A 14,204-nucleotide genomic window follows, 5' to 3' on the forward strand; every position below is an offset into this window, starting at 1 on the left:
CAAGCATTTTTGTAACTACAAAATTACTCCGCCGCCAGCAGGGCCTCCGCGCTCTGGAGGTTGACCGAGACCAGACGGCTGACGCCTTGTTCGACCATGGTGACGCCGAACAGACGGTGCATGCGTGCCATGCTGACGGCATTATGGGTCACGATCAGATAGCGGGTCTGGGTCTGCGCGACCATCGCGTCGAGCAGGTCGCAGAAGCGTTCCACATTGGCGTCGTCCAGCGGTGCATCGACTTCGTCCAGCACGCAGATGGGCGCGGGGTTGGTCAGGAACAGGCCGAAGATCAGCGCCACCGCCGTCAAAGCCTGCTCGCCGCCCGATAGCAAAGTCAGCGCGGCCAGCTTCTTGCCCGGCGGCTGCGCCATGATTTCCAGCCCCGCCTCCAGCGGATCGTCGCTATCGATCAGTTCCAGATGCGCCTGCCCGCCGTTGAACAGCGTGGTGAAAAGGCGACGGAAATGGCCGTCCACTGCCTCGAACGCAGCGAGCAGCCGTTGGCGTCCTTCGCGATTGAGGCTGCCGATCGACCCGCGCAGCCGGTGGATGGCTTGCGTCAATTCTTCGCTCTCCGCGCGGCTGGCCGCTTGGCTGGCTTCCAGCTCGCCCAGTTCCTGCGCCGCAACCAGATTGACCGGACCAATCCGTTCCCGCTCGGCGACGAAGCGGTCATGCTCGGCCTGTTCGGTCTGGGCGATGCGGATGTCGGCGCTGGCAAAACCCAGCTTCTCCGGTAACAGCGGCGGCGGACATTCGAACCGTTCGCCCGACAGCCGATTGGTTTCGATGCGCTTTTCATCGGCGGCTTCCGCGCGGGCGACGGCCGTAGCGCGTGCCTCGCGTGCTGCGGCCAGCACTTCACCCGTCTGCGCTGCACGATGTTCGGCAGTGCGCAGCGTCGCTTCCGCCTCATATTCCGCGCGCCGCGCTGCTTCGGCGGCCTCCGCCAGTGCCGCACCCTGATCATCCAATGCGGCGATGGCCTGCGCCAGGGAATCGGGCTGATCCTCGATCGTCGTGCGTTCGGTAGCGATCGCCTCGCCGCGCGCGACCATCGCCCCAATACGCTTGGCCGCTTCGCCCGCCCGTCCGCGCCAGCTCTTGATCTCCGCCTCGGCCGCCGCCTGCCGTTCGCGGTCGCTCGACAGTGCGCGGTCAGCCAAGGCCTGGTCGGCCTGCAACTGGCTGACGGCCGCGCGTGCCTTCTCGCTCGCCTGCGTCAGCGCAGCAACCAGCGCCCGCGTGTCCGCCCCATCGGGCATCGCCGTGCGCGCGGTCTGTGCCATATCCTGCTCGGTGTGGGCCGAATCGCAATCACGCCGGGCTTCGATCAGCCGCTCCTCTATCCCTTCGCGCCGTCCCGACAGGCGCTCCAGCGCCGTCGTCGCCTCGTCGGCTGTACGTAGCGCGGCGCGCTGCTGCTGCTCCGCCTGGGTCAGTCGCGTGCGTCCCGCCGCCAGGGCATCGCTCGCCGCCTGTTCGGATGCCCGCGCGGCCTGCTCTGCTTCCTGGGCCGCATCCACCTCGGTCGCAATCGCGGGCCGGGCCGCCATGATCGCCTCCAGCCGGTTGAGCCGGATCAAACGTTCGGCCGCCGCCGCGCCGCCTTCGATGGCGACATAGCCGTCCCACCGCCGCATCTGCCCGTCGCGGGTGACCAACCGCTGGCCAACGCGCAACATCTGCCCCGCATCCTGCTCGGTAAAACCAATCTGGGCCAGGCGGCGCGCCAGTTCGGGCGGCGCGCTGATATGGTCGGCAAGTGACTCGCAGCCATCAGGCAGCGCCGGATCATTGGACTGCGCCTGCGCGCCCGCCCAGCGGCGCTTGCCTTCCGTCGCAATGGGGCTTTCCAGATCATCGCCCAAGGCCGCCGCCAAGGCGCGTTCATAACCGGGCGCAGCCTTCACTTGGTCCAGCGCCCGCGCCCGCCCGCCCGAACCACTATCGACGGCACGACGCAACGCTACCGCTTCACTGTCCAGCGCCGCCAGTGCCGCGCGCGCGGATGACAGCGCCGCTTGCGCTAACGCCCGCGCCTCGCTTGCAGACTGACGCGCGGCTTCCGCTTCGCGGATCATCGCCTCGGCCGCATCCCGATCCAGGCTGGCCTGCTGTTGCCGCGCGACCGCCTCGGCGCGCTGCGCCTCCAACGGTGCCGCATCGGGCAGCGCCGCCGCTTCGGCGGCCAGGCGAGACGCCTCGCGCTCCGCCCGCTCCAACCGCGTGCGCGCGGCCACCAGCGCGGCTTCCGCCACCCGCAGTTCAGCCTGCTCGCCCGCCTGCTTCGCCATCGCCTTGGCCAGATCCAACTCGGCATCGCGTGCGCCACTCTCGGCAGCGGCGATCCGTGCCGCAAAATCGGGTCGCAATGTCTCGGTCTCGGCGATCCGCGCCTTGAGCGTACCAATCTCCGCCGTCAGTCGCGCAATCGCCTCGGCCGCGTCATTGGCGAGCGTCCCTTCCCGCGCCCGATCCTCTTCCAGTCGTACGCTTTGCTGTACGAGATCCTGCAAACGTCGCACCACCGCATCGCGCTGCGTCCGCAATGTCTGAAGCCTATGCCCCGCTTCGCTGGCATCCTCGCGCGCCTGCTGCGCGGCAGCACGCTTGTCCGCCAACAGGGCCACCGCTTCCTGCGCCTGGGCTACGGCTGCCACCTGCGCCTGCTGCGCGACGAGCACGCCATGATCGGCCTGTTTCGCGTCGGCGCGGGCGGCTTCCGCGCTGGCATTGGCCTCGCGCCAGCGTGCGAACAAAACGCGCGCCTCGGCCACCCGGATCTGGTCGGACAGGCGGATATAGCGTTCCGCCGCGCGCGCCTGTCGCCGCAGGCTGTTGGCGCGGGCATCCATGTCGATCAATATTTCGTCGAGCCGCGTCAAATTGGCTTCGGCAGCGCGCAATTTCTGTTCGGCGTCCTTCCGACGGACATGCAGGCCCGCAATCCCGGCCGCTTCCTCCAGCATCGCACGCCGCTCCTGCGGCCGCGCGGCGATGACGGCGGCAATCCGCCCCTGGCTGACCAGCGCCGGGCTATGCGGCCCGGTGGCGGCATCGGCGAAGATCAGCGCGACGTCACGCGCGCGGACATCCTTGCCATTGGCGCGATAGGCGCTGCCCGCGCCGCGCTCGATCCGGCGGGTGACTTCCAGTTCGCCATCCGCGCCGACATCGACGGCGCTGAACAATTCGCCCTGTTCCTGCACCGTCAGCAGCGACACTTGCGCGAAATCGCGCTGCGGTCGGGTCGCGGTGCCCGCGAAGATCACATCTTCCATCCCGCCGCCGCGCATCGACCGGGCGCTCGATTCGCCCATCACCCAGCGGATGGCTTCCAGCAGGTTGGATTTGCCACAGCCATTGGGGCCGACGATGCCCGTCAGGCCCGGTTCGATCCGCAATTCGGTCGCATCGACGAAGCTTTTGAAGCCGGAGAGTTTGAGCCGCTTTATCTGCACGGGATCGGACCGGGGCGATGCATCGCTCCGGTTCCTTCAAGCGCCGATGTCCGCCCCCCGGCCGGCAATCAGAGTCCCGCTGCCTTGAGCTTGGGCTGGAGCGAGGCCCAGTTTGCGGCATTGTCGACCAGCACGCCGTTGATCAGGAAGCTTGGCGTTCCGGTAATCTGATACTGGCTGTTGGCCGTCTCTACGCCCTTCGCCAGCTTTTCGGCTGCGGCCGTGTCGGCCAGACACTGCTTGGCCTGATCTGCCGAAATGCCGCGCTGCTGGGCAAATTCGACGAGGCCCAAATCATTTGCCAACTGTCCGAATCGCTGTGCGGGCGGCGCGTTCATCACCGCCTGATAGCGCGCATCGCCCATCGCCTGCGCCTTGTCGAACATCGCGGTCTGATTGGCAAAGAACTGCTCCGACAGCGGATAATAAATATCCTTGCCGCCGCAACGCGCCAGCAAGGCCGTCGAAATGTCGATGGGATCACGCACATAGGGGCGGAACTCGAAGCTCATCTTGCCGGTGTCGACCAGTTTGTTGATTTCTTCCGACGCTTCGGCGGTGAAATCCTTGCAATGGCTGCACGTATAGGAACCGAATTCGACCAGCTTCACCTTCGCGGCGGGATTGCCCATCAGATAATAGCCATCCGGCGTTTCGGCGACCGTCTGCGACCAGCTGGTGCCGGCAGGCGGCGCAACCGCGGCAACCGATTCGCCGGTGGGCGTGGCACCTTCCTCGCTCTTGCCGCACGCGGCGAGGGTCAGGCTGAGAGCGACAAGGGCAAGACCGGAAAAGGCTTTCACGACGGGCAAGGCTCCGATGATGGATGATTGAAAAACAAGTCTAGATCAGCGCGCGGCTGGCGGCAATGCGGCCTGAAGGATGGCCCAGGTCGATCCCTCGACCCGCGTGCCGTTGACGGTAAAACCGGGCGTGCCGGTGATCTTCACCTTGTTCCACGCATCGTCGGTCATCGCCATTACCTGCTTCATCGCCATCGGGCTGGCGATGCAGGCGTCGAGCTGCGCGGGCTTGTAGCCGCGCTTGCCCATCAGCGTGTACAGCCCGGTCTTCTGGCCGATATCGCGCAGCGCGGCGATCTGGTCGGTCGGCTTGGTCGCGTCGCGATCATAGGTTTCGATCTGCGCCATCCAAGCATCCTGATTGGCGAACAGCGCTTCGTGATTGCCCATGAAGCGGGCCGGGCCGCCGCAACGCGCAAGCAGCGCGGCGGTCAGGTCATATTTGTCGCGCACCGCATTGCGCACCTCGACGCTGACCTTGCCGCCCTTCACATAGCCGGTCTTGAGCGGCCCGCTCGCTTGCCCCACGAATTGGGCGCAATGGTTGCAGGTATAGCTCACATATTCGACCAGCTTGGTCGTGGCGGACGGATTGCCCATCACATGCCCGCCGACCGGCGAGATGACGACGCGGTTCACCCAGTTGGTGGCAGGCGCGGCAACCAAGGCAGTGGGCAGGGCGATGAGGGCGAGGGGCAGGAAGCGGGCGATGGTCATGGGGACGGGTTCCTGGCAGATATCGGCTGAACGACAGCGTAACGGCATCAGCCGATCTTGGGCGGGCCGCTGCTGTTGGCAAGCCCCTGTGCCAGCGATTCCAGCACGGTGCGCAATTCGGGATCGCCGATGCCGCGCAACGAATCGCCCAGTTCGACCGGGATCGGTCGCAAATTGCGCGGTGGCGGACGGCGTTCGGCGGTTGCTGGCAGAATATCGCCCTGCCGCATCGCCACCTTGGCGACGGCGGCATAGCCAAAGAAGCGGTTCACCCGCTCGATCATGTCGGGCAGCATATGCTGCACCATTGGTCCATGGCCGCTCATCACCGTCAGTTGCAATGTGCCGCCCGCCTTCTTGCCGACCGGGAAGCGAATCGATTCGGGCGCGGTGATCGCGGCATAATGGCTGCCGACAATCTCGGTCCAGCGGGTGACGATGCTCGACTGAACGAAGCCGAACTTGCGGAACGCCGCGCGGCCGATGTCGGGCATCAGGTCGGCAATCTGGCGGCTCGCACCGATCCGGGGCCGCTCCACGGGCAAGGCGGCGCGGCTTTTCACTTTCGGCACTGGGGGGCGTTCCGTCATCGCCCGCACCATGGCATAGGGCCGCCATGCGCGTCGAGGGTAGAGAGTCAAAAATCGCGAGTGACCTGCTCGCCCATTATGATGTCCATGCCCGTCGCCTGCCCTGGCGCGCGCCGCCGGGGAGCAATGCGACCGATCCCTATCGCGTCTGGCTGTCCGAAGTGATGCTGCAACAGACCACGGTGGCGGCGGTCGGCCCCTATTTCGCGAAGTTCACCGAACGCTGGCCGAACGTAGAGGCGCTGGCGGCTACGCCGGATGCCGATCTGATGGCCGCCTGGGCCGGGCTTGGCTATTATGCCCGCGCCCGCAACCTGCTCGCCTGCGCGCGCGCGGTGGCGACCGAGCATGGCGGCGCGTTTCCCGATACGGAAGAAGGCCTGCGCGCGCTGCCGGGCGTGGGTGCCTATACCGCTGCCGCTGTCGCCGCGATCGCCTTTGGCCGCCGCGCCGTGGTGGTGGATGCCAATGTCGAGCGCGTCGTCGCCCGGCTGTTCGCGATCACCACCCCGCTGCCTGCTGCCCGCCCAGCGATCCGCGAAGCGGCGGACAGAATCACGCCCGATGCCCGTGCCGGGGATTTTGCCCAGGCGATGATGGATCTGGGCGCGACCATCTGCACCTCGCGCAACCCCGCCTGCGGCATCTGCCCCTTGCGCGCCGATTGCGCCGCCGTCCTGACCGCCGACCCTGCCGCCTTTCCGGTAAAGGCCGCGAAAAAGGCCAAGCCGCATCGGCTGGGCCACGCCTTCTGGATCGCGCGGGCGGACGGTCATGTTTGGCTGGTGCGCCGCCCGGACAAGGGATTGCTGGGCGGGATGCGCGGCTTGCTCGGATCAGGGTGGGGCGACGCGCCTGATCCGACCCCGCCCTTCGCCGGACCATGGCGAAGGCTGGAGCCGCCGGTCGCCCATGTCTTCACCCATTTCTCGCTGGCATTGACGGTCCATGCGATCCAGGTGAATCAGGATCATGTGCCGTCAGGTGCAGGCGAATGGTGGCCGATCGATCGACTGGCGGAGGCGGGATTGCCGACGCTGTTCGTGCGCGCGGCTGAAACGGCCATGAAGAAAGAGGATGTCAGCGATGCACGGCACTAATCCGGTCATAAAGAAACTGCCCGGTTTCGCTGGCGGCACGATCGATCGGGTGGACCATATCCGCTCCAACCCGGCCAAGCTGGCGGAAGCCTTTGCTGACCCTGCCGCGCGGCTACTCGTGCTTGACGGTCTGGAGCCGGTCGAGGTGGACGGCCATCTGCTGCTGGAGCCGCTGGCGGCGGACGCGCATGTCGCGGATCATGTGCTGCTCGGCATCGACCCTGCCGGACAGCCGATCTTCGCGCGCTTGGTCGCCGATCTCGGTCCCAACCTCATTCCTACCCCGCGCAGTCGCGCCATCGCCGGGCTGGTGCCAGCGGCGGAGGTCGCGCTCTACGGCACCGCGCGCAGCTTGGTCCATTGGCATGCGCGCCATCGCTTCTGCTCGGTTTGCGGCGGGCCGACCCAGCCGGTGAAGGCAGGCTGGTCGCGGCGTTGCGATCTTTGCGTCGCCGAACATTTCCCGCGCACCGATCCGGTCGTTATCATGCTCGCGGAATATCGGGGCCGGGTGCTGGTCGGGCGGCAACATGCCTGGCCGCAGGGGCGCTATTCGGCGCTGGCGGGCTTTGTCGAACCGGGTGAGACGATCGAGGAAGCCGTAGCGCGCGAACTGTTCGAGGAAGCAGGCATCCGTGTCCGCGACGTGCGCTATGTCATGAGCCAGCCCTGGCCCTTTCCCTCTTCGCTGATGATCGCCTGCATCGCGCAGGCGGAGGACGACGCGCTGACGCTCGATCCGACCGAGATTGAGGATGCCTTCTGGTGCGATGCCGACGCCGTTCGCGCGGCGATAGCGGAGGAGCCCGGCGCACCTTTCCTCGCGCCGCCGAAGATGGCAGTCGCCTGGCACCTGTTCGACCGCTGGCTGGCGGGCGTTGCCCCATCGGATGCAAGCGCGTAAGGCCACAGGCTCCTCTTATCGTTTCGGGAAACCCACGCCTCCATGCTCAGCCTAGAAGAAGCCCAGTCGCGCGCGCAGGATCTGGTCAGCGCCGCGCGCAAGGCAGGGGCGGATGCGGCCGACGCCATCTATGCCTGCAACGCTTCGACCAATGTGTCGGTGCGGCTCGGCCTGCTGGAGGATGTCGAACGGTCGGAGGGCGAGGAGATCGGCCTGCGCGTCTTCATTGGCAGCCGGTCGGCCAGCATTTCGGCGTCAGACATGAACCCCGCGACGCTGGCCACGCTGGTCGATCGCGCCGTTGCCATGGCGCGCGAAGCCCCGGAAGACCCTTATGCGGGTCTCGCACCCGAAGATCGCCTCATGAAGAAGCGCCCCGCTGCGCTCGACCTGACCGATGAGCAAGAGCCCGAACCCGCTGCGCTGCGCGAACGCGCGCTGCTGGCGGAGGAAGCTGCGCGATCGGTGCCTGGCATCACCAACAGCGAAGGCGGCGGCGCGTCGAATGGTCGCAGCCAAGTGGCGCTGGCGACCAGCCATGGCTTTGCCGGTGCCTATGCGGGCACCAATCACTCGACCTGGGCCAGCGTGCTGGCGGGCGCTGGGTCCGACATGCAGCGCGACCATGCCAGCCATAGCATGCGCCATCTGGAGGATCTGGACAATGCCGAGGCGATCGGCATGCGCGCAGGCCAGCGCGCGGTCGCCCGGCTCAATCCGGTGAAGGTGGAAAGTGGCGTCATGCCGGTGATCTTCGATCCGCGTATCGGCTCCAGCCTGCTTGGCCATCTAATCGGCGGCATGGTCGGCCCAGCGATCGCGCGCCGGTCGAGCTTCCTGCTCGAATCGCTGGGCGAAGCGCTGTTCGACGCGGGCGTCACCATCATCGACAATCCGCAGGTGCCACGAGGGCTCCGCTCGCGCCCCTTCGATGGCGAAGGGCTGCCGGTCGCGCCGCGCGCGCTGATCGACCGGGGCGTGTTGACTGGCTGGCTGATGGACAGCGCTTCGGCACGGCAATTGGGCCTGGAACCCACCGGCCATGCGAGCCGGGGCGGCAGCGGCGCACCGGGCGTCAGCATTACCAACGTCCATATGGAGGCGGGCACGGTGTCGCCGGGCGACCTGATGGCCGACGTAAAACGCGGCCTCTATGTCACCGAACTGATCGGCATGGGCGTCAATGGCGTTACCGGCGACTATAGCCGGGGGGCGGCTGGCTTTCTGATCGAAAATGGCGCGGTCGCCCATGCGGTGTCGGAAATCACCATAGCCAGCAATTTGAAGGCTATGTTCCGTGCGCTCATCCCCGCCAATGACCTGCATTTCCGCTATGCCATGAACGTCCCGACGCTGCGCGTGGATGGAATGACCGTTGCCGGGGGCTGAGATAGATCTGCGCGCGATCGTGTCGGCGGTCGCCGATGCGGCCGATCATGCGCTGACCCTCTGGGCGGGCGGCGATACCCGCGTGCGTCAATGGGAAAAAGTGCCGGGCCATCCGGTATGCGAGGCCGATCTGGAAGTCGATGCGCTGTTGCGCGAGCGGCTCGGCCAGATCGACCCGGAAGCGGGCTGGCTGTCGGAGGAGACGGCCGACACGGTCCATCGCCTGGGCGTGCCGCGCGTCTGGGTGGTCGATCCCATCGACGGCACCCGCGATTATCTGCGGGGACGGCCCGGATGGGCGGTCTCGGTCGCGCTGATCGAGGATGGCGCTGTCCGGCTCGGTATATTGGCCGCACCTGCCCGCAATGAACTGTGGATCGCGCAGGCGGATGGCCCCGCGACGCGCAACGGACAGACGCTGCGCGCGGGCGACCGCACGACGCTGCCGGGTGCCCGCGTGCCCGCCGATCAACTGCCGCGCATCGACCGCGATCTGGTGACGGTCGAAAAACCCAACAGCATCGCGCTGCGCATGGCGATGGTGGCCGCCGACGAGGCCGATCTGGTCGCCACGGTGCGCTGGGGCAATGAGTGGGATGTCGCCGCCGCCGCGCTGATCTGTCAGCGGGCCGGGGCGACGGTCACCGACGCCTTGGGTGCGCCCATGCGCTTCAACCGCCCCAAACCGACCGCTTTCGGCCTGCTTTGCGCTGCGCCCGGCATTCATGCTGCTGCGACGGATCGGCTGGCGCCCCGCGCCCGCGAAATATTGGGGGGTGCGCCGGGCTGACGCTCAGGCTTTACAATTTGCCATATTGCGCTTCGAATCCGGCAATATCGCCCGCTGCCAGATATTTCGCCTGATCAACCCACTGGTCGCGGATCGGACGGCCCTTGAAATTGCCCAGCCTTGCGTCGATCGCGGCAATGTCCGTGTCGGTCCAAGCAGCGATCTGCGCAAAGCGGGTGATGCCCAGTTCGTTCAGCAACGCCTTGAGCTTGGGGCCGACCCCTTTCATGCGCAGCAGGTCATCCTCGCCTGCTTCCGATGTCACGGCAGCCACGGGCGCAGGCGCTTTCGCTTCGACCACCGCCACAGGCTCTACCGCAATCGGCTCTACCGCCACGGGTTCGACGGCCACCGGTTCAATCACCACGGGCGGGACGACCGGCACGGCTGCAACTGGGATTGTTTTCACCTCAACGGCAGCAGGCGGCGCAATCTCCTTCGTCTTACCCTTGCCCGACAACAGGAAGACAAGGCCGATGATCACCAGCAGACCGACCAGCAACCACAGCCCATAGTCCATGAAAAATTCCTGCATCACGCGCCTCCCTGAATATCGTGCGGCTATGTAGGGACGCTTTGTCCCGAACGGCAAGCCTTCACGCCTGTTCGCGCTTAACCTCGCGCCAGCCAATGTCGCGACGGCAGAAGCCGGTCGGAAAATCGATCGCATCGACGGCGGCATAGGCGGCCGCCTGCGCTGCGCCGACGCTCTCCCCCGTTGCGGTCACATTGAGAACGCGTCCGCCATTGGCGACCAGCGCGCCACCCTGTTGCGCCGTCCCGGCGTGGAACACCATCGCCCCCTGCGCCTGCGCCGCATCAATCCCCTGTATCGCGCCGCCCTTTTCCGGCGTGCCTGGATAGCCATTGGCGGCCATCACGACGGTCAGCGCCGTCCGCTCGGCCAGTTGCACCGGCCCCTGCTCGGCCAACGTCCCCTGCGCGACGCTCAGCAACAAATCGACCAGGTCGCCATCGAAGCGCATCATCAGCACCTGGCATTCGGGGTCGCCGAAACGGGCATTATATTCGATCAGCTTTGGTCCCTGGTCGGTCAGCATCAGCCCGGCATAAAGGACGCCGGAATAGGGCATCCCTTCCGCCGCCATCGTCGCCACTGTCGGTTTGATGATCGTGTCGATCACCTGGCGCTCCAGTTCGGGCGTCAGCACGCGCGCGGGGCTATAGGCACCCATCCCCCCGGTATTGGGCCCGGTGTCGCCATCGCCCACCCGCTTATGATCCTGCGCCGATCCGAAGGGCAGGATGGCGCTGCCATCGGTCAGCGCAAAGAAGCTGGCCTCCTCGCCGGTCATGAACTCTTCCAGCACCACTTCCTCACCGGCCGCGCCGAACGCGCCGGAGAACATGATGTCGAGCGCATCGAGCGCCGCTTGCCGCGTTTCGGCGATGATGACGCCCTTGCCCGCGGCCAGCCCATCGGCCTTGATCACCACCGGCAGCGTGAAATCGTCGAGCGCGGCGATCGCGCCGTCCTTGGACGTGACGCGCTGATAGGCGGCGGTCGGGATGTTTGCGCGCTGACACAGATCCTTGGTGAACCCTTTGGACCCCTCCAATTGCGCGGCCTTCTTGTTGGGGCCGAACACCGGAACCCCCATGGTGCGCAGATTATCGGCCAGCCCGTCCACCAGCGGCGCTTCGGGACCGATCACCACCAGACCGATCGAATGGCGGATGCAGAAATCCAGCACCGTGCGATGATCCGTCGCGTCGAGGTCGACCAACGTCGCTTGCTCGGCTATGCCGGGGTTGCCCGGCGCGGCGTAGAGCGTATCGAGCCGGGGCGATTGCGCCAGCTTCCACGCCAGCGCATGTTCGCGGCCACCGCCGCCAAGCAAAAGGATATTCATGTCGCCCATGTCCCCGGATTTCGATGCCTATGACAGTATGGGCCGCCTGTTAGCGGAGGAACGCGCAGGGGACAACGCGCCGCCGCTCTCGGTCAGTGAATTGTCAGGGATGCTCAAGCGCACGGTCGAGGACCGCTTCGGCCATGTCCGGTTGCGCGGCGAGATTTCCGGTTTCAAGCGGGCGGCTTCGGGGCATCTCTATCTCGCGCTCAAGGACGATAATGCCGTGCTGGACGGCGTGATGTGGAAGGGCGGGGCGCAACGCCTCGCCTTTTCCCCGCAGGACGGGGTGGAGGTGATCGCCACCGGCAAGCTGACTACTTATCCCGGCCGCTCCAAATATCAGATCGTGATCGAGCGGATGGAACTGGCGGGCGAAGGCGCGCTGATGGCGCTGCTCGAAAAGCTCAAGGCGAAACTCGCTGCCGAAGGCCTGTTCGCAGCCGAGCGCAAGCGGCCTTTGCCCTTTCTGCCTCGCACCATCGGCGTTGTCACCTCGCCCACCGGCGCTGTGATCCGCGACATTCTCCATCGCCTTGCCGACCGCTGCCCCACCAACGTCCTGGTCTGGCCGGTATTGGTGCAGGGCAATGGTGCTGCCGAGCAGATCGCGCGGGCAGTGCGCGGCTTTTCCGCCATGGACGGCAACGGCCCTGTGCCCCGGCCCGACCTCGTCATCGTCGCGCGTGGCGGCGGGTCGATCGAGGATTTGTGGAGTTTCAACGAGGAAATCGTCGTCCGCGCCGTCGCCGATTGCACCATCCCGATCATTTCGGCGGTCGGGCATGAGACCGACACGACGCTGTGCGATCATGCCGCCGATCGCCGTGCGCCTACGCCGACCGCAGCGGCGGAGATGGCGGTACCGGTGCGCGCCGACCTGCTCGCCACCCTCGCTGAAATGGGCCTGCGGGCGGGACGCGCGGTTCGCCGCAACGCCGCGCAGGCGAAAGAGCGCCTCGACATGCAGGCGCGGCTGATGCCCACCCCCGACATGCTGCTTGCGCCGCAGCGTCAGCGGCTCGATCAATTGTCCGAAGCCCTGGCCAGCGGCCTGCGCCACCGGATCGCCGACGCCCGCGCGCAACTGGGGCAGGCGGGCGGTGCGTTGCGACCGGCGCTGCTCCAGCAGCAACTCGCCCGTGCAAGTGAGCGGCTCGAACGGTTGCGGCCGCGTCCCGATTATCTGGCGCGGGTCTTGACCGATCGCGCGACGGCCTTCGACCGGGTGTCGCGTCATTTCACCTCGCTTGATCCCGACCGGCCGCTGGCGCGCGGCTATGCCCGCGTGATGGCAGGGGGGCGGCTCGTCCAATCCGTCGCGGCGGCGCAGGCTGCAGGCGCGGTGACGCTGCATTTCAAGGATGGAACGGTCGATGCGACGGTCGGGCAGGGCGCAGCCTTGCTTGAGAAGCCGGACCCTGCCGCTATATCGTCCACACCACGCCAGTCCCGCAAACCGCGCAGCGCCGACGCACCGCCGCAGCAGGATCTTTTCTCCTGACCTTCTGAAAGGCCCGACCGATGCTCATGTCCAACCGCGACCGGATCGCCCGGCTTCATTATATGCCCTACAGCTTCCGCGTGTTGCAGGCGGGCGATCATGTGCTGTGCGCGGTCACGGGGCAGAAGATCGCGCTCGAAGATCTGCGCTATTGGAGCATCGCCCGCCAGGAACCCTATGCCAGCGCGGAAGCCTCGGTTCAGGCGGAGCGCGCGGCGAAACGCATTCCATGAATCGTCTCGCCTTCCTTCTGTTGCCTGCCGTCTTGGGAACAACGATAGCGGCGGCACCGCCCCTGTCCGACGACCTCCGCCTTACCGGCACGATGACGCAGGGCGGCGTGGTGGCTGGCACCGCGCCTGCCGATACAGTCTCGCTTCGGCTGGGAGAGGAGGTCGTGCCGGTCGATGCCGATGGCCGCTTCCTGATCGCCTTCGACCGCGACGCCGCGCCCACCACCCGACTGACGGCGCAGCTCGCCAACGGGCGGACGATCGAAAAAAGCCTGACCATCGCGCCCCGCCCCTGGCGGATCGAGCGCATCAACGCGCCGATGCGCCCCACCAAAAGCACGGAAGCCTTCCTGGCGCTGCGTCGGCCCGAACTGGCCCAGATCGCTGCCGCCCGTAGGCTCAACACCGATGCCAGGGGCTGGCGGCAACGCTTCATCTGGCCAGCGATGGGGCGTATTTCCGGCCTGTTCGGATCGCAGCGTGTCTATCAGGGGCAGCCGGGCGCCTATCATGGCGGCGTCGATGTGGCGGGCGCGACCGGCACGCCGGTTGTCGCGCCTGCCGATGGCGTGGTGATCCTGGCGGCGGCCAAGCCCTTTACGCTGGAAGGGCATTTGCTGATGATCGACCATGGCCATGGCCTCAACAGCGCCTTCCTGCATCTGTCGCGAATCGATGTGAAGCCCGGCGACACTGTGACCCAGGGGCAACGCATCGGCGCGATTGGCGCGACCGGCCGCGCCACCGGCCCGCATCTTCATTGGGGCATGAAGTGGAACGACGCGCGCATCGACCCGCTGCTGGTCGCGGGGCCGATGCCGCAGGGACGGTGA

General features: G+C 66.7%; 13 protein-coding genes. 7 read left to right on the forward strand and 6 right to left on the reverse strand.

The window, feature by feature from the left end:
• Nucleotides 1-23: 23 nt before the first annotated feature.
• From SxD43FB_RS05170 to SxD43FB_RS05185, 4 genes are all read right to left on the reverse strand, one after another.
• Nucleotides 24-3,467 carry an AAA family ATPase gene (locus tag SxD43FB_RS05170; protein WP_096061272.1) on the reverse strand — a complete coding sequence of 1,148 codons (3,444 nt, stop codon included), beginning with the start codon at nucleotides 3,465-3,467 and terminating at the stop codon, nucleotides 24-26.
• Between the two features lie 68 nt (nucleotides 3,468-3,535).
• Nucleotides 3,536-4,270, reverse strand: a complete 735-nt coding sequence (locus SxD43FB_RS05175; protein ID WP_096061273.1) for a thioredoxin domain-containing protein — start codon at nucleotides 4,268-4,270, stop codon at nucleotides 3,536-3,538.
• A 45-nt stretch (nucleotides 4,271-4,315) separates the two neighbouring features.
• Nucleotides 4,316-4,987: a thioredoxin domain-containing protein gene (locus tag SxD43FB_RS05180; protein WP_096061274.1), complete on the reverse strand. Its 672-nt coding sequence runs from the start codon at nucleotides 4,985-4,987 to the stop codon at nucleotides 4,316-4,318.
• A gap of 47 nt (nucleotides 4,988-5,034) precedes the next feature.
• Nucleotides 5,035-5,577 carry a DUF721 domain-containing protein gene (locus tag SxD43FB_RS05185; RefSeq protein ID WP_043153727.1) on the reverse strand — a complete coding sequence of 181 codons (543 nt, stop codon included), beginning with the start codon at nucleotides 5,575-5,577 and terminating at the stop codon, nucleotides 5,035-5,037.
• 26 nt (nucleotides 5,578-5,603) lie between these two features.
• On the opposite strand from SxD43FB_RS05185, the gene SxD43FB_RS05190 reads away from it, so the two are divergent.
• Genes SxD43FB_RS05190 through SxD43FB_RS05205 form a run of 4 tightly spaced genes read left to right on the forward strand, consistent with a single transcriptional unit; the run spans nucleotide 5,604 to nucleotide 9,760 of the window.
• Nucleotides 5,604-6,677, forward strand: coding sequence for an A/G-specific adenine glycosylase (locus SxD43FB_RS05190; RefSeq protein WP_096061275.1), 1,074 nt, complete (start codon nucleotides 5,604-5,606; stop codon nucleotides 6,675-6,677).
• The gene (nudC, locus tag SxD43FB_RS05195; RefSeq protein WP_096061276.1) at nucleotides 6,664-7,581 is read left to right on the forward strand and encodes an NAD(+) diphosphatase; all 918 of its coding nucleotides are present in this window, start codon (nucleotides 6,664-6,666) and stop codon (nucleotides 7,579-7,581) included. Before SxD43FB_RS05190 ends, nudC begins: the two co-directional genes overlap by 14 nt.
• A gap of 42 nt (nucleotides 7,582-7,623) precedes the next feature.
• Entirely contained in the window at nucleotides 7,624-8,970 is a 1,347-nt protein-coding gene (locus tag SxD43FB_RS05200; RefSeq protein WP_096061277.1) for a TldD/PmbA family protein, read from the forward strand.
• Complete coding sequence (locus SxD43FB_RS05205; RefSeq protein WP_096061278.1) at nucleotides 8,957-9,760, forward strand: 3'(2'),5'-bisphosphate nucleotidase CysQ; 804 nt, start codon at nucleotides 8,957-8,959, stop codon at nucleotides 9,758-9,760. Before SxD43FB_RS05200 ends, SxD43FB_RS05205 begins: the two co-directional genes overlap by 14 nt.
• 10 nt (nucleotides 9,761-9,770) lie before the next feature.
• Here SxD43FB_RS05205 and SxD43FB_RS05210 read toward each other — a convergent pair whose 3' ends face one another.
• Nucleotides 9,771-10,295, reverse strand: a complete 525-nt coding sequence (locus SxD43FB_RS05210) for a hypothetical protein (protein WP_096061279.1) — start codon at nucleotides 10,293-10,295, stop codon at nucleotides 9,771-9,773.
• 61 nt (nucleotides 10,296-10,356) lie between these two features.
• Nucleotides 10,357-11,634 carry a phosphoribosylamine--glycine ligase gene (purD, locus tag SxD43FB_RS05215; protein WP_096061373.1) on the reverse strand — a complete coding sequence of 426 codons (1,278 nt, stop codon included), beginning with the start codon at nucleotides 11,632-11,634 and terminating at the stop codon, nucleotides 10,357-10,359.
• Nucleotides 11,635-11,641: 7 nt separating this feature from the next.
• Here purD and xseA point away from each other — a divergent pair, with 7 nt between their 5' ends.
• From xseA to SxD43FB_RS05230, 3 genes are read left to right on the forward strand one after another with little or no spacing between them, the layout of a single operon-like run.
• Entirely contained in the window at nucleotides 11,642-13,138 is a 1,497-nt protein-coding gene (gene xseA, locus SxD43FB_RS05220; protein ID WP_096061280.1) for an exodeoxyribonuclease VII large subunit, read from the forward strand.
• Nucleotides 13,139-13,158: 20 nt separating this feature from the next.
• Nucleotides 13,159-13,371 carry a DUF2093 domain-containing protein gene (locus SxD43FB_RS05225; RefSeq protein ID WP_069065681.1) on the forward strand — a complete coding sequence of 71 codons (213 nt, stop codon included), beginning with the start codon at nucleotides 13,159-13,161 and terminating at the stop codon, nucleotides 13,369-13,371.
• Nucleotides 13,368-14,204: a M23 family metallopeptidase gene (locus SxD43FB_RS05230; RefSeq protein WP_096061281.1), complete on the forward strand. Its 837-nt coding sequence runs from the start codon at nucleotides 13,368-13,370 to the stop codon at nucleotides 14,202-14,204. The genes SxD43FB_RS05225 and SxD43FB_RS05230 overlap by 4 nt, the downstream gene beginning before the upstream one ends.

Origin of the sequence: Sphingobium sp. D43FB (assembly GCF_002312805.1) — a bacterium.
Classification (GTDB): domain Bacteria; phylum Pseudomonadota; class Alphaproteobacteria; order Sphingomonadales; family Sphingomonadaceae; genus Sphingobium.